The sequence below is a fragment of the Scytonema sp. HK-05 genome, assembly GCF_963872035.1.
Taxonomy (GTDB): domain Bacteria; phylum Cyanobacteriota; class Cyanobacteriia; order Cyanobacteriales; family Nostocaceae; genus Kalymmatonema.
This window is the reverse complement of record NZ_CAWMYC010000128.1, coordinates 51,146-66,482: the sequence shown is the minus strand read 5'-3', so window position 1 is coordinate 66,482 and position 15,337 is coordinate 51,146. Positions and strand designations below refer to the sequence as shown.

The window sequence follows — 15,337 nt, the reverse complement described above, 5'->3', positions numbered from 1 at the left end:
GACAAGACGGTACGGTTGTGGAATCTCAACGGGCAGCAACTCAAAACCCTGAGTGGGCATAGCAGTTCTGTCACGAGCGTGGCTTTCAGTCCGGATGGCAAGACAATTGCCACTGGCAGTGCTGACAAGACGGTACGGTTGTGGAATCTCAACGGGCAGCAACTCAAAACCCTGAGTGAGCATAGCAATTCTGTCTTGAGCGTCGCATTCAGCCCAGATGGCAAGACGATTGCCACTGGCAGTTTAGACAACACGGTACGGTTGTGGAATCTCAACGGGCAGCAACTCAAAACCTTGAGTGGGCATAGCAGTTATGTCACGAGCGTCGCATTCAGCCCAGATGGCAAGACAATTGCCACTGGCAGTGATGACAAGACGGTACGGTTGTGGAATCTCAACGGGCAGCAACTCAAAACCCTGAGTGGGCATAGCAATTCTGTCTTGAGCGTCGCATTCAGCCCGGATGGCAAAACGATCGCTACTGGCAGTACTGACAAGACGGTACGGTTGTGGAATCTCAAGGGGGAGCACCTCAAAACCCTGAGTGGGCATAGCAGTGTTGTCTGGAGCGTCGCATTCAGCCCAGATGGCAAGACGATTGCCACAGGCAGTGCTGACAACACGGTACGGTTGTGGAATCTCAACGGGCAGCAACTCAAAACTCTGAGTGGGCATAGCGATTCTGTCAGGAGCGTGGCATTCAGCCCAGATGGCAAGACGATTGCCTCTGCCAGTGATGACAAGACGGTACGGTTGTGGAATCTCAACGGGCAGCAACTCAAAACCCTGAGTGGGCATAGCAGTCTTGTCTGGAGCGTGGCATTCAGCCCAGATGGCAAGACGATTGCCACAGGCAGTGCTGACAACACGGTACGGTTGTGGAATCTCAAGGGGGAGCAACTCAAAACCCTGAGTGGGCATAGCAGTTATGTCACGAGCGTCGCATTCAGCCCAGATGGCAAGACGATTGCCTCTGCCAGTGATGACAAGACGGTACGGTTGTGGAATCTGGATTTGGATGACTTACTGGCACGCGGTTGCGCTTGGGTGCATGATTATTTGAAGAATAACCCCAATGTTCAGGATGGCGATCGCAAGCTGTGTGATGATGTTGGCAGTCGTCGGTGAGTGGACTTGGTAGCCCTAGCGACTGGAAGTCGCGGCTACACAAACAAAACCCGCCTGCGCGGGTTAAGATCCGCAGTCTTTAGTCTGCGGAGGCAGACTTCGTTTGTGTAGGCGCGGTTTCTAACCGCCAGCTTTAAAGTCAGCGATCGCACAGAGTACTAGCTTAGCGATACTCCACAGGAGCCGCCCAAAGGGCGATCGCACAGAGTACCCGCTGAGCGATCGCACAAAGTACCCACTTGGCGATCGCAAATATAGCAGTTTGCAATTGAATGCAGTACAGTGAAGCTTATTGTTCTGCGATTGGCTTTGCCACTGCCTCTTGGGCGATCGCGTATAGATTCAACGTGGTTTTTCGCAGACTATCACAGTACCTTTTTGGAGCAATCACTCTCAGAACTCGAAACTTCAACCTCAGAACTCGAAACTTCGACCTTAGTACACGTCACCCACCGTAAAAGGGGTTCGGTAATAAAAAGTGCGATCGCGCTTTGGGCGATCGCACTAAATGCTGCTCATTCCAAAAATCAAATAAGATTTCTTAGAAATGGTGCCACTTTGCGATTGCTAGAGCAGCAAATGCATGAATATATGTACTCAGGCAGAATTAATTACCAAGACTTAGCGGGAGCGTGAAAGCCCCTGAGGGACAGGCGCACAGCGCCGTATCCCGTGCTTCAGCCAGGGGATGAAATGCGACGGGCGCAGGTTTTAACCTGCCGTCTCTCTTTCTTTTTCAAGGATTAAACTGTCAATCCACTCTTCAATCAAAGCAGTGATAGTTCTATCTTTTTGAGCAGCGTATAGCATCAACTTGTGTTTTCTTTTGTCTGACAGTCGTATCTGTAATGAGTTATTTTTCATATTGCAGTGACAAAATCTTTGCAATCATGTTAGCATATACGAGAGGAGACAAAAACAAATGTATGGATGTCAACAAAATTTAATCAATCCAAATACAGAGTTAAAAGCAGTACTTGAGTTTATTTGCAGTGAGTCGCACAAGCTGACTAACTGTGGCATCTACTATGCTCGACAGTTGTATTTTAAAACTGGTAAGTTGATTGGTAAATATGACTTAGAAAAGGAGTACAGGACTAACAAACACTATCAGGTTTTGCATTCTCAAGCAGCACAACAGATATTAAGGTCTGTTTCTGAGTCATTCAAATCATTCAAGGAACTAGACAAGAAATACAGTAAAGGCGAATTGCATTTTAAGCCCAAGCTACCCAAATATCGCAAGGGTAATGGTTATGCATTAGTGACTTATCCCAAACAAGCTTTAAGGCTAGTTGGTGATACCATCAAAATTCCTCTTGGATCTACAGTAAAAAGATGGTATAAGCTTGATAGTTTCCTACTACCAATGCCGTCTAACTTGCAGTTTGAAGATATTAAGGAATTGCGAATACTTCCACGCAACCAATGCTTTTATGCTGAGTTTGTTTATCAAAAAGAGTCAGCACCAAAACTAGAACTAAATCCTCAATATGCGCTAGCAATAGACCCTGGTATCAACAATTGGTTAAGTTGCGTATCTAACATTGGGACTAGTTTCATTGTTGATGGACGTAAAGTTAAATCGCTTAACCAATGGTACAACAAGCGTGTTAGTACTCTTAAAGAGGGTAAACCACAAGGGTACTGGGACGACCAGCTAGCCCATATCACAGAGAAACGCAATCGACAGATGAGAGATGCAGTTAACAAGGCTGCAAGGTTGGTTGTTGACCACTGCATTAAGCACCACATCGGTACGGTTGTTTTTGGGTGGAACCAAGGACAAAGGCAAGAAGCTACACTCGGCAGAACAACTCAATCTTTTGTCCAAATACCAACTGCCAAATTGAAAGAACGAGTTAAACAGCTGTGCGAGTACCACGGTATCAAGTTTGTTGAAACCGAAGAATCATACACCAGCAAGACGAGTTTTTTAGATGGTGACTTTCTGCCTACATTCGGTGAAAAACCCGAAGGGTGGACGCCAAGAGGGAAACGAGTAAAACGCGGGATGTATCGCACTGGTACAGGAAAACTCATCAACGCTGATTTGAACGGAGCCGCAAACATATTGCGGAAAGTAGAGGCACAATTAGGCTTGTGCCTAGTCAAGGTCTGTAGGCAAGTTTTGACCCTTGCTACCAGATTTCGTATCTGGGAAACCAAAACTAAAAAGCGGAAGGAAGTGGCTTTAGCCCTTCCTGGAGCAACAGTTTAGAATCCCCGCGTCTTTAGACCGGGGAGAGGTCAAACATTCCCTATTCTGTTCCCTGTTAAGCGTTCCCTGTTCCCTACCTCCACAAATGAATTTAATTTTGCCCAACTACTTACCATTAGGGTCTGTCTGCAAAGTCAATTTCGTGAAGAATTTTTACGAAAACTGACATTCTGCTGGAAAGGAAATGCGTAGTCTTGAGTTAATCTCAAAAGCTTAAAATCATCGATTTTGTAGCTTGCAGACACGCCCTAGGGTTAGGAGAGAATTATGGCGTCAGGAATGATGGTCGAAGGCAAATGGATAACCGATGGAAATAAACCAGATCCCAGCGGTAAGTTCAAACAGATACCGACAACGTTTCGCCATCGCGTGACTGCCGATGGCTCTAGTGGGTTTAAGGCAGAAGCAGGACGCTATCACCTCTACGTTTCCTTGGCGTGTCCGTGGGCGCATCGCACCTTAATTATGCGAGAACTCAAAGGGTTGAATGATGCCATCTCAGTCTCTATCGTCGATCCGATTATGAGCGACAAGGGATGGATGTTTTCTGAAGCACCGGGAGCCATTCCTGACTCGGTGAATCACGCTCAATATTTACAAGAGATCTATGTGAAAGCCGAACCCAAATACACAGGACGAGTCACTGTTCCGGTATTGTGGGATAAGCAAACTCAAACAATCGTCAACAACGAATCTCGCGAACTCATTCGGATGTTTGATGTAGAATTCGCTGCATTGGCAACACAGAAAATAGACTTATACCCACGCAACCTCCAACACAAGATTGATGAAACAATCGATGCAATTTATATGCCAATCAATGCTGGTGTCTATCGCGCTGGTTTTGCGACTTCGCAAGCTGCCTACGAAGATGCGGTGACTGAACTTTTCGAGAGTTTAGATCAATGGGAAACCGTTCTGAGCAAGCAGCGCTATTTATGTGGGGATCAACTCACTGAAGCTGATGTTTGTATGTTTGTAACGCTGTATCGCTTCGACTCAGTGTATCATGGTCACTTTAAGTGCAATTTGCGGCGAATTCTCGACTATCCGAACCTCTGGAATTATCTAAAGGATCTCTATCAGGTTCCTCAATTCAAAGCGACGTGCAATCTAGACTATACTAAGCGCGGCTATTACATGAGTATGACCGAGATTAATCCAAATCGAATTGTGCCGAAGGGGCCAATCATCGATTTTGACGAACGGCACGATCGCGCCTTGCGCGGCTCCCTTTGGGAGCATCGCGATCGCACTTAGTCACATTAAAGCTCAATATTTCTCAGTAACAAATTATATCATGTCCGATTAAATAACCAAACTCAAGTTTGTAGTGAGGACTAAAGTCCTCTTGGGCGAAAACAAGGACTGAAGTCCTTACTACATATAAGTTTTATTAGGGGTAATTTGCCGGACTTGATATTAGAGGCCATTTATCCTCGTTCATAAAAAAGACGCAAAGTTTTTCTTAGCGCCTTTGCGTCTTTGCATGAAATGTAATAAGTAGTGCAATGCCTATATCTAAACGTTCTGATAATTAGGATGCCATTGCAACCAGTATCTTTCCAAAGACCTAGCAACAACATCCGCCAATTTACCAAACAACGCATACAGCAAAATGCTCAGCACCACTACATCAGTTTGCATAAATTCTCTGGCATTCATCGCCATGTAACCAATTCCAGAGTCAGCCGCAATAGTCTCAGCGACAATCAGCGTCAACCACATGATCCCCAAAGAATAGCGCACACCAACCAAAATTGAGGACATTGCACCAGGAAGAATAATCCGCCAGAACAAACCCCAACCACTCAAACCATAAACTTTGCCCATCTCAATCAATCCTGGATCGACGCTGCGAATACCGTGAAAGGTATTCAAATAGAGGGGAAACATCACACCCAAGGAGACAAGAAATAGCCTTGCTTCGTCTCCAATTCCAAACCACAAAATCACCAATGGAATCAATGCCAAGTTAGGAATGTTGCGGAGCATCTGCAGAGAAGTATCCAACAACTTTTCAGCAACAGGAGAAATGCCATTGAGCAAACCCAAGGCAAACCCAATACTTCCGCCGACGATGAAACCGGATATTGCTCGCGCCGCACTGATGCTGATATTCCTAAACAGTTCGCCAGTCTCGGCTAACTTGATTGCAGCACCAACCACACTCAAAGGAGCAGGTAAAATTCTGGTAGGAATCACCCCTATGGTGGAGAGCAACTGCCACAGGACGAGTATTAGTATGGGTACGCCCCAAGGAATTAACGATTGAATCTGGCGATTTTTAAAAAAATCTGACTTTAATTTGAGTGCTATTGTCATCGGACACCTCTTTTGAAGCTGTTGGTTGCGAGTGCAGTAAATCGGATTTGGCGACAAATTCGCTGTATGAATTATTCAAAACTTGGTGCGGTGTGAAAGTCGGAAGATTTTGTAAAGGCAAGCGCGGAAAAACTAATTCAGCAACTCGATATGCTTCTTCTAAATGAGGATACCCTGATAACACAAAAGTATCAATTCCTAAATCGGTATATTCCAGCATCCGCGCTGCAACTGTGTCTGAATCTCCTACTAAGGCAGTCCCAGCACCGCCACGCACCAATCCCACACCTGACCATAAATTGGGGCTAATTTCTAATTGTTCGCGACTGCCTTGATTGAGTTGTACCATGCGGCGTTGTCCTTCTGATTCAGAGCGAGCAAACCTTTGTTGAGCTGCGGCTATTGTTTTGTCGTCTACATATTTAATCAAATCATTGGCTGCTTCCCAAGCTTGTGATGCGGTTTCACGAACAATAACGTGCATCCGGATACCAAATCTCACAGTTCTGCCTTGTTCTGCAGCTAAGCGGCGGACTTTGGCAATTTTTTCAGCAACTTGTTGCGGTGGTTCTCCCCAGGTTAAATAGACGTCAATGTGTTTGGCTACAACTTTGAGCGCAGCATCCGAAGAACCACCAAAATAGAGAGTCGGATGAGGCTTTTGTACAGGAGAAAATTGGAGTTTAGCACCTTGAACTTTCAGGTGACGACCGGTGAAGTTGACTTGTTCGCCTAACATGAGCGATCGCCAGATTGTCAAAAACTCATCAGTGAGTTCATAACGCTGATCATGGTCTAAGAACACGCCATCTTTGGCAAGTTCTTCTGAGTCGCCACCAGTCACCACATTCAGAACAATTCGCCCGTTAGAAATTTGGTCAAAAGTCGCAGCCATTCGTGCAGAAAGCGAAGGCGACATAATCGACGGACGAAAGGCGACAAGAAACCGTAAGCGTTGCGTCACCGGAATTAATGAAGCTGCAACAATCCAAGTATCCTGTTTATGAACTACCCCGACCTGCACTCTTGCTCGGGGTTTCTGCATCCCCGACAGCAGGTTGAGATTTCAGACGCTTCTTTTGGGCTAGTTGCCTCATTCCTCCGCAGGACTTGCGCCCCTTGGGTAATGAAGTAGAGCTAGACCCATCACCGTCTACGAGGTTCGTTCCAAACCCCGGCAGCGTTCCTTTTACCCAGTAAAGACAGACTTCGGCAGAGGCAATGTCTCTATCTTGCTGATAGCCACAAGCTTGACATTGATGAACCCTTTCATCCAGTGTTTTGGAATGTTGATGTCCGCATTTAGGACAAGTTTGAGATGGCTTAATTTTCTTGGTAGGTACCTCTATAAATTGCCCGCCACCTTCTTCAACTTTGTACTTGATTGCGGACAACAGCCGCCCAAATCCAACATCTAGGATGGACTTATTCAGCCCTGCCTTCTGTTTTTTGCGCTTGCCTTTCTTGGCTTTACGGGTCATTTTAGCGACTTCTAGCTTTTCGGTTGCAACGAGGCTATTACTGCGCGTTATTTCTGTTGCAACTTGATGAACCCAGTTTTGACGCTGGTTGGCTACCTTCCGAGTAAGTTTCCCCACTCGGTTAGATGCCTTTTTCCATCTTCTAGAAGCCTTAGTTTTAGATTTCCTGTTAGGGGCTTTCTTCCTACGCTTAGACTTAGAAGCCTGTTTGATTTGAGCTTCGCATGAGCGTAGAAATTTGGGAGCTTCAACCAACTGATGGTTTTCGCCATCGCTTACGGCTAGTGCTGACTTGCACCCAATGTCTATGCCAACAGCACAAGCGCCTAATTCACGCTGAATATTGGGAACATCTACTGTGATAGAAGCGTACCATTTTCCATTTCGGTACACGATGGTACAAGTTGTTGGTCTACCCCAGCTTCTTGCTTTTCCTCGCATCTGAATTTCAATATCCAAATCGACAAGTTTTAAGTAGCCATTCACACTTGTTGTGTGCGCTTTGAAGCCTTGCCGACCGTCTGGATATGTCCATCCAGAGTAGTGACGGATTGATTTGAATCGAGGATATTTCCCTAACCCTTGGAAGAAACGTTGATACGCAAAATCCACCCGTTTCAAAGTGGCTTGCAAACTACCAGCATTAAGCAATTTATACTCTGTCCAAACTTCTTTGAAAGCTGGCAGACTCCCTTGCTGCTGGTAGTAATCAACTTTGTTTCCGAATTTTTGATACTGAGTTTTGCGGTTAGACAGTGCCGAGTTGAATAATTCTTTGTGCATTGCCCGACACGTGCGAAGTTTTTTCTCCTGCGCTGACGTGGGGTAAAGCCTGAAAGTAATACGCCGAACAACCATTGCCTAACCTAAACCGTATATAAATGATATTAAACTCTCAACGCCTGGATTGTAAATTTTGGGGCATCGAACCCCAAAATTTACCGCTTACCGCCCCTCCTTACTTCGTTGAAGGAGGGGACACACGCGGTTACGTTGTCCAGTGCCAATCAACATCCCTCCGTAACCGAGTTGGTCAACGGCTTGAGCAATTTGACACATATAGGGATAATTGGCTTCGCGCCTGCCAATTTTTGTGCCTAAATAACGCTCATCCCCTTGAGTTGGTAAGTACCAAAAAGCTTCTACCATACTAAGCTGAAAATCCTACAATTTGCACATCATCTTTTAATCAAATTCTTGTGGGGTGGGCCGGAAAGCCCGCCCAAATTGTGCAAACTAAATGCACAACAGCTTATCTCCAGATATGTTTATCTTTGACTAACTAATCTTGGAGGTGTCAGCGCTGCATATTGTTGAGTCGTCAGTAGCGCTTGCTTGATATCAATTTTTTTGGGGATAACTTTTTCCTGATAAAATACATCAGCAATCCGTTGTTGCTCGCTAACAAGACTTGGCGTGAGCTTCCTTAAACTATAAGTCCGCCGACGCACCGCCACTTCTAATATTGCTGGATCAAGTTTTAGTTCAGGCGCAAGAAGTTTTACAACATCAGTTGTGTTAGCTTCCGCCCATTGCCCTAACTTGTCTATCTCTTCTAAAATAACTTTCACCACTCCAGGATTTTGGACGGCAAATTCACGTCTTGCGAGATAAAATCCCCCTTGTGTAGCAATTCCTGCTGCATTTCTTAGGGTACGAGCATTAGCAGTTTTTTGCACAAAAGCATAAAAAGGGTCCCAAGTGACCCAAGCATCAATCTTCTTTTGAATAAATGCATCACGCGCTTCTGCTGGAGTCAAACCAATGGGTTGAATATCACTATATTTTAACCCTGCTTCTTGCAAAGCTCTCAGTAGTAAATAATGTGAAGCTGAGCCTTTCTGAAAAACAACCCTCTGACCTTTGAGATCCGCTACTCGCTTAATAGGTGAATCTTGCCTGACTATGATACCACTGCCTTCACCCTTGCTAGGTTTACGCCCGGCAATATAGACAAGTTGTGCACCAGCAGCTTGGGCAAAGATTGGCGGTGTTTCCCCCACACTACCGAGATCAACTCTGCCTGCATTCATGGCTTCCATCAGTTGGGGACCGGCTGGAAATGGTGCCCACTCTACAGAAACGCCCAAAGCTTTGAGAGGTTGTTCTAAAACTCCTTTGAGCCTGACAATATCCCCAGAAGTTTGATAGCCTAGTCGGACGACATTAGTGTTGATTCCAGAGGGTTTTGTTTGCGCTTGAGCTTTTTCGATAAAGTCTCCAATAATGGGAACTGAAAAACCAGATAATCCTAGCAATGAATATTGGAAAACGCTCTTTAATAATTGACGGCGTTGCTGGAACAATTTTTCATCCATAACTGTTATGAAATCTCCTGATGATTGATGAAAATTTAAAAAAAATTAAAATTTTTATGCTTGCTTTTCAGCAGCCAGTACAGTGTTGGGAGGTTATTCTGTAAAGTCCCCTTATAAAGTTCTATGCTCCCCCGCGCTATTTTTGACTTAAAATTGTGGGAGGAGTCAAAGCTGCGTATTCCTCAGATGTCAGCATGGCATCTTTGATAGCAATCTTTTTTGGCAAAATTTTCTCATTGTAAAATAGATCTGCAATCTGTTGTTGAACTACCATTCTGTCTGGCGTAATTCCCTGTAATCGATAATTTGCGCGGCTTGTGACAATTTCCATAATCGGCAAATCAATTTTGAGTACAGGTGCTACAAGCTTGGCAACCTCCTTGCGGTTTGCTTCTGCCCATTGACCGTTTTTATCAATCTCTTCTAAGATGATGCGAACTAATTCAGAATTGTCCTTAGCAAAATCGCGTGTTGCTACATAGTATCCACCTGGAGTCCCAATATTTTTGCCATCTCGCAGCACACGAGCACCGTGGATTTTTTGCACCAGAGCTAAATGAGGATCGCCAGTCACCCAAACTGGAATAGTCCCCTGAATGAATGCACCACGGGCTTCTACATTGGGCATACTCAAAACTTGAATATCACTGTATTTCAACCCCGCTTCTTCTAAGGCTTTGAGGATGAAATAGTGAGAAGCAGAACCTTTTTGAAAGACAACTTTTTGACCTTTTATGTCAGCTAGAGTTTTGAGGGGAGAACCTTTAGGAACAGCGATCGCACTCCCTTGTCCTGAAGTACTAGTAAGTCGCCTACCAGCAACATAAACTATATTTCCACCGGCAGCTTGGGCGAAAATCGGAGGAGTTTCTCCCACCGAACCCAAATCAATTTTGCCGACATTCATGGCTTCCATCAATTGCGGACCTTGAGCAAATTGCGACCACTCAACTTTAATACCCAAAGGTTGCAAACGTTTTTCTAAAACTCCCGTTACCCTGACAATATCACCGGAGCTTTGATACCCCAAGCGGACTACTTTTGTTTTAATACCAGTGGCTTGTGTCTCTGTTTTTTCCGCTTTGGGGCTTGTGGAAGTGCAGCTGATTAAGGTAGCAGATAGGGCTATAAAACCAGGCATTGCGAACAATGCGACTTTTCTAATTACTGTTAAGTTGGTTTTGATGTAATTGCTAAACATTTGATATTATCTCCGGGCAATTTCAAGGGGTATTACAAATAGAGCTAATTCATTCTCTTGCCCAACCATTAGGAAATAAATGTCCTGTCTTATAGCACGAGTCCTAAGCTGTTATGCTTTTAACTTGCATTGTCAACGACGGGCTGTCCGGCACATCCCAATACATTTTGGTTAGTGATGTTTCCGCTCTATGAAATCCCCCAATTCCCTTAAAAAAGGGGCAGATAGTTCCCTCCTTTTTAACAGTTACCAGTTATCAGTTATCAGTTATCAGTTTCATCGTTGGGGGAAACACCACACCATACGCCTGGTCACTGGTCACTGTTCACTGTTCACTGATTTAAGGGAGTTAGGGGGGATCAAGTATTATGCGAAAAGTATTGCGGCACATCCCACAAGAACTTTGTTACCTGTCGCGAGTGCAACTTGTAGGCGCGACAGTTTATTAACAAGACTAAATATTGTTTGACAGTCCTCTTCAGAGGACTTTTGCTATTAGGCTGCGATTTAAATCACAGGCGGATGAGGTGTATATTGCGCTCATTCGAGTGCTAAAAATTTACTGCTTCCAAGCAGCAATAGCAATGACAGGTAGTTCTTCTGTAAACTGCCCGGATGGTTCAACAGCCAGCAGAGATTCTCTTAAATCTTTCTCAAATTTTTCACGGTTGTCTCCAAAAAAAGAAGGCAGGCAGAAAGCCGTTGTATAGAGATAGCCAAGAAAAGTATCAATTGTCCAAAATTGTTCAAATTTCAATTCATATTTCTCAATGCGAGTGAAGGGTGATTTAGCCAAGATTTCTTCATGAGAAACTTCTAGAGGTTTCCATACACCTTGTCCACCTTGACCAGTGCGACGTTCTTCTCCCAACCACCGTTTGACAACAGTAAGCGCTGTTTTTTTCCAAGGATCGTCACTGTTCCAAATATCTTGAGGTGCATTGATAATTGCGACTCCACCATCACTAGTTAGCAATTCATGGATGCGTTCTAGCACAATTTCCCGCTGCATCCAGTGAAAGGCTCTTCCAATGGTGACTAAACGGAATGACCCCAAACCAGGAGAAACCAATTCTGCTCGTTCTTGCACCCATTTGATATTGGTTGCTCCTAAAGCTTGTGCTTGTTTTTGGGCTTCTGCAAGCATTTCTGGATCGGGATCTAACCCAATCACTTCTTCAAATCTGTCATGAAATGGAATAGCAATCAATCCAGCACCACAACCCAAGTCTAAAAGTCGTCCAGTCCCATCAAGTTGAAATTTTTCCGCAAGCAAATCAAATAAGGCTGGTGGGTACTTTGGTCTATAGCGAGCATAATACCAAGCAGCGCCCTCAAATAATGTCGAGTCGTAAGCAGGAAGCGTAGTCATTTAAAACACTCCAAAACTTTGAATTAGTTATTAGTCAGTTGTTAGTTGTAGAGACGCGCCATGGCGCGTCTGTACATTTGTTAGTTGTCAAAAATTACCCCTAACCACATCCCATCTCCCCATCTTTTTAAGATTGCGGTATCCAAGTTGCTTCTTTGATTTGAACAGGTTTTGGAATCAGCTTCAGTTTGTAGAATAAATCTGCCATCTGCTGCTGTTCGTTCACAATTTGGTCATTCATATACAGCACACCAAAATTCGGTCGCCTTTCAAAAGACCATTCCCAGTTTGCAGCTTTAACACCCGTTGCTGTTTCTAAAATTTTCGCAGTTTCCTTACGGTTACTTTTTGCCCATTCTTCATCTTTCGCCTGTTCATCCAAAATGACTTTGACAATGTCAGAATGTTTGTCAACAAAAGGACGAGTGGCAATAAAGTAGGAACGTTGTTCTGCAACTTTTTCCCCATTGGCAAGAAGACGTGCTTTTCCTGTCCGTTCCGCTTCAGCGTAACGCGGATCGGAAGTTACCCAAGCATCAACATTTCCCCCTTCAAAAGCAGCACGGGCTTCTGGTGGTAAAAGATAAACTGGCTGAATATCTTTGAGTGTTAAACCAGCTGATTCTAAAACTTTTACGATTAGATAATGTCCTGCTGTTCCTTTTCCTACGGCTACTTTTTTACCTTTTAAGTCAGTTACTGTCCGAAATGGAGAATCTTTTTTGACTAGAATAACCTGACCTTTCCCATTAGGTAAACTGCTAGCAACATAGACGACAGGCGTACCTGCTGCTTGAGCAAATATAGGAGGTGGTGCGCCTACAACTCCTATATCAACTGCTCCAGCATTCATCGCCTCCATCATGGGCGGTCCTTGAGCAAATTCACTCCATTTGACTGTAACCCCTGAAGGCTGCAATCTTTTTTCTAAACTACCTCTGGCTTTAACAATGTTTAAAAAAGCTGTTCCTTTTTGGTAGCCAATGCGAACTTCTGTTTGTTTAACGTTGCTAGAAGCTTGTTCGACTTTTGTGTTTTGTGTGTTTTGGGTAGTTTGAGTATTTTGAGCGCTTTCAGTTTTGGGAGCGCAACCTGTGAGAGTAGCTGCCAGTAGAAGTAAGTAAGCTATAAAAGATGGTAGAGACCGCCCAAATAACCATGCATGGCTTGCAATCATTTTCCACCTACCTCAAAACGGACGACTACCCGCAAGGCTGACTCGTTTCATCACTCGTCGATAGTTCGGATCAAATGCTTGACGGTAGTGCAAGGTGGCTTGATTATCCCAATAAACAATGTCACCCACAGACCATTTGTGTTGGTAGTAAAATCGAGGTTGATTGAGATGCTCTCTTAATTGTTCTATTAGTTCTGCGCCTTCTTGCGGATCTAAGCCCACAACTTCGACTTCATTGGAATAACTCAAGTAGAGAATCTTTTTGCCACTCTCAGGATGAGTCCGAACCAATGGATGGGGGAAGACAGGGCTGATTAGAGGTATGCTCTTATCCAGACGGTACTTGGGTCTTGGTCCGTTAGGATCTTGCAAGAACGGGTTATAAGTAATCAACTCTAAGTCAGCAATCCGTTCCTTAGTAGATTCATCTAATGTCTCGTATGCCAAATTGAGATTCAACCAATAAGTATCTCCCCCTTCAGGAGGCACTTCAATAGCATACAGTAGTGACCCACTCGAAGGGTAGGGAGTCCAAAGGTGATCGGAGTGGAAGGGAATTTCTCCGCTACCAGTGTAGCCATTATCAACATTAGAGATTGGAATCACCACTGGAGTTACTCCAGGTTTGGAAGCTAACACCGGAACATCATCTGGTGGCACATAGAGTGAGCCAAAGTAAAATGCAAAATTCAACAGTTGCTCATCTGTGAGATTTTGGTTTTTGAAAATTAAGATGTGGCGATCGCGCAAAGCTTGCTTCAGTTGTAATATCACATCAGGTGCAACGCTTTGGCTGGCATCCAGCCCAGTGACTTCAGCTCCTAAAGGCGCATCAAGCTCAGTGATTTTAAATTCAGACAAAGTTAATGTAGGCATAATAAGCAATTCAAAATTCAAAATTCAAAATTCAAAACGACAAAACCTATTGTTTGAGTGAGCAGTAATCAGGTGGTTATTTTCTATCCTGATTACTGTTTACTGTTTAGCCAGTACTTCTGGGGGAGTGATTTTGGCATACTCTTCAGGCGTCAAAAATCCATCTTTGACATTGACTTTCTTAGGTATCAACTTTTGGCTATACCACATATCTGCAACTTCTTGTTGTTTTTTAATGACTTGCTCGGTAATTGGTCGCAGCCCCCAGTCATACTTGCTGTGCATCTTCTCTAGGGTGGGTACGTCAAGTTGAGTTACCGGAGCAAGTAGTTGTGCCATTTCTTTACGATTACCCTTAGACCAAACTTCTGCTTTTTGCAACTCCTCAAAAAATATTTTGATGATATCTGGGTGTGCCTGATAAAAACTACGTGAAGTTGAGTAAAAGTTCCCTGTATCTCTCAACTGACCACCATTTATTAACTCACGTCCTATTTTCTTTTGTTCAGTTCTAGTAACGAATGGTTCCCAAATGAACCAGCCATCTACTTTTCCCTGGCTAAACGCCACATTAGCATCAGGCGGCGCTAGAAAAACTGACGTTACATCATTGAGTTTCAACCCTTCTTTTTCCAGCGCTTTTACTAAGAGATAGTGACCAATAGATGCTTTTTGAAAAGCAATCTTTTTGCCCTTCAAGTCAGCAACACTTTTCACAGGAGAGTTCTGTGAAACCAAAAGCGAGACAGTTTTGCCATTGAAAGGGGTAGTGGTTAGATAGACAAGCGGTGTCCCTGCTGCTTGAGCAAATACTGGAGGCGATTCTGCCGTTGATGCAATATCGAGTGAACCCGCATTGAGGGCTTCTAGCTGTTGCGGTCCAGCAGCAAATTCGGGCCACTCTACTTTAAAACCCAAGGGTTCCAATCTCTTTTCTAAGTTACCTTGCTTTTGTAAAACTGCTAGAGGGGTGAGTTGTTTTGAACGAACAATACGCACCACTTTTCTACCGCTGCTGGTAGGTGAAGACGCTGGCTCCTGAGTTGTTTGTTGCGCAGTTTGTTGAGCTGTCTGTTGCGTTGTTTGTTGGGTCGTCTGAGATGGTGTACTGCAACTGAACAGAGTTGTAGATACCACTAAGCAGTAGCCGGCTCTAAATATTAGAGAACGACGAGTGGCTCGCGAATCTTGCCATGATTGAAACTTTTTTTTCAAAACTTGCATCTTACTTCACTTCT

At 44.3% G+C, this 15,337-nt stretch carries 14 protein-coding genes; 4 read left to right on the top strand and 10 right to left on the bottom strand.

Translation table 11 applies throughout. The features are described from left to right. From AACT52_RS28495 to AACT52_RS28480, 4 genes are all read left to right on the top strand, one after another. Positions 1–1,128, top strand: a 1,128-nt coding sequence (locus AACT52_RS28495; RefSeq protein ID WP_198941007.1) for a WD40 repeat domain-containing protein, incomplete at its 5' end; no start/stop codon positions are given. A gap of 282 nt (positions 1,129–1,410) precedes the next feature. Continuing rightward, complete coding sequence (locus AACT52_RS28490; protein ID WP_073634195.1) at positions 1,411–1,764, top strand: hypothetical protein; 354 nt, start codon at positions 1,411–1,413, stop codon at positions 1,762–1,764. Between the two features lie 286 nt (positions 1,765–2,050). Further along, complete coding sequence (locus tag AACT52_RS28485) at positions 2,051–3,349, top strand: RNA-guided endonuclease InsQ/TnpB family protein (protein WP_073634194.1); 1,299 nt, start codon at positions 2,051–2,053, stop codon at positions 3,347–3,349. Positions 3,350–3,616: 267 nt separating this feature from the next. After that, positions 3,617–4,609, top strand: a complete 993-nt coding sequence (locus AACT52_RS28480) for a glutathione S-transferase family protein (RefSeq protein WP_073634193.1) — start codon at positions 3,617–3,619, stop codon at positions 4,607–4,609. Positions 4,610–4,870: 261 nt separating this feature from the next. On the opposite strand, the gene ssuC is transcribed toward AACT52_RS28480, so the two are convergent. The 10 genes from ssuC to AACT52_RS28430 form a co-directional block, all read right to left on the bottom strand. Next, positions 4,871–5,674, bottom strand: coding sequence for an aliphatic sulfonate ABC transporter permease SsuC (ssuC, locus tag AACT52_RS28475; RefSeq protein ID WP_073634192.1), 804 nt, complete (start codon positions 5,672–5,674; stop codon positions 4,871–4,873). Next, positions 5,637–6,719, bottom strand: coding sequence for an alkanesulfonate monooxygenase (ssuD, locus tag AACT52_RS28470; RefSeq protein WP_083630596.1), 1,083 nt, complete (start codon positions 6,717–6,719; stop codon positions 5,637–5,639). The genes ssuC and ssuD overlap by 38 nt, the downstream gene beginning before the upstream one ends. Then, positions 6,676–8,013 carry an RNA-guided endonuclease InsQ/TnpB family protein gene (locus AACT52_RS28465; protein ID WP_073634191.1) on the bottom strand — a complete coding sequence of 446 codons (1,338 nt, stop codon included), beginning with the start codon at positions 8,011–8,013 and terminating at the stop codon, positions 6,676–6,678. Before AACT52_RS28465 ends, ssuD begins: the two co-directional genes overlap by 44 nt. Before the next feature lie 87 nt (positions 8,014–8,100). Beyond that, positions 8,101–8,304 (bottom strand): hypothetical protein, encoded by a 204-nt coding sequence (locus AACT52_RS28460; RefSeq protein WP_073634190.1) that lies wholly within the window; start codon positions 8,302–8,304, stop codon positions 8,101–8,103. 119 nt (positions 8,305–8,423) lie between these two features. After that, positions 8,424–9,473 carry a sulfonate ABC transporter substrate-binding protein gene (locus AACT52_RS28455; protein ID WP_073634189.1) on the bottom strand — a complete coding sequence of 350 codons (1,050 nt, stop codon included), beginning with the start codon at positions 9,471–9,473 and terminating at the stop codon, positions 8,424–8,426. Between the two features lie 136 nt (positions 9,474–9,609). Then, a complete protein-coding gene (locus tag AACT52_RS28450) occupies positions 9,610–10,674 on the bottom strand; it encodes a sulfonate ABC transporter substrate-binding protein (RefSeq protein ID WP_073634188.1) in 1,065 nt (354 codons plus the stop codon). Between the two features lie 559 nt (positions 10,675–11,233). Continuing rightward, positions 11,234–12,046: a class I SAM-dependent methyltransferase gene (locus tag AACT52_RS28445; RefSeq protein WP_073634187.1), complete on the bottom strand. Its 813-nt coding sequence runs from the start codon at positions 12,044–12,046 to the stop codon at positions 11,234–11,236. Positions 12,047–12,173: 127 nt separating this feature from the next. After that, the gene (locus tag AACT52_RS28440; protein WP_073634186.1) at positions 12,174–13,223 is read right to left on the bottom strand and encodes a sulfonate ABC transporter substrate-binding protein; all 1,050 of its coding nucleotides are present in this window, start codon (positions 13,221–13,223) and stop codon (positions 12,174–12,176) included. A gap of 12 nt (positions 13,224–13,235) precedes the next feature. Next, positions 13,236–14,099, bottom strand: a complete 864-nt coding sequence (locus AACT52_RS28435) for a TauD/TfdA dioxygenase family protein (protein ID WP_073634185.1) — start codon at positions 14,097–14,099, stop codon at positions 13,236–13,238. A 99-nt stretch (positions 14,100–14,198) separates the two neighbouring features. Next, on the bottom strand, positions 14,199–15,323 hold the full coding sequence (locus AACT52_RS28430; RefSeq protein ID WP_073634184.1) for an aliphatic sulfonate ABC transporter substrate-binding protein: 1,125 nt from the start codon (positions 15,321–15,323) through the stop codon (positions 14,199–14,201). Positions 15,324–15,337 lie beyond the last annotated feature (14 nt).

Excerpts from the sequence above, each read along its gene's own strand:
- AACT52_RS28430 (WP_073634184.1), bottom strand. The coding sequence starts at position 15,323 with ATGCAAGTTTTGAAAAAAAAGTTTCAATCATGGCAAGATTCGCGAGCC.
- AACT52_RS28465 (WP_073634191.1), bottom strand. The coding sequence starts at position 8,013 with ATGGTTGTTCGGCGTATTACTTTCAGGCTTTACCCCACGTCAGCGCAG.
- ssuC (WP_073634192.1), bottom strand. The coding sequence starts at position 5,674 with ATGACAATAGCACTCAAATTAAAGTCAGATTTTTTTAAAAATCGCCAG.
- AACT52_RS28455 (WP_073634189.1), bottom strand. The coding sequence starts at position 9,473 with ATGGATGAAAAATTGTTCCAGCAACGCCGTCAATTATTAAAGAGCGTT.
- AACT52_RS28450 (WP_073634188.1), bottom strand. The coding sequence starts at position 10,674 with ATGTTTAGCAATTACATCAAAACCAACTTAACAGTAATTAGAAAAGTC.
- AACT52_RS28480 (WP_073634193.1), top strand. The coding sequence starts at position 3,617 with ATGGCGTCAGGAATGATGGTCGAAGGCAAATGGATAACCGATGGAAAT.
- AACT52_RS28485 (WP_073634194.1), top strand. The coding sequence starts at position 2,051 with ATGTATGGATGTCAACAAAATTTAATCAATCCAAATACAGAGTTAAAA.
- ssuD (WP_083630596.1), bottom strand. The coding sequence starts at position 6,719 with ATGCAGAAACCCCGAGCAAGAGTGCAGGTCGGGGTAGTTCATAAACAG.
- AACT52_RS28460 (WP_073634190.1), bottom strand. The coding sequence starts at position 8,304 with ATGGTAGAAGCTTTTTGGTACTTACCAACTCAAGGGGATGAGCGTTAT.
- AACT52_RS28435 (WP_073634185.1), bottom strand. The coding sequence starts at position 14,099 with ATGCCTACATTAACTTTGTCTGAATTTAAAATCACTGAGCTTGATGCG.
- AACT52_RS28445 (WP_073634187.1), bottom strand. The coding sequence starts at position 12,046 with ATGACTACGCTTCCTGCTTACGACTCGACATTATTTGAGGGCGCTGCT.
- AACT52_RS28440 (WP_073634186.1), bottom strand. The coding sequence starts at position 13,223 with ATGATTGCAAGCCATGCATGGTTATTTGGGCGGTCTCTACCATCTTTT.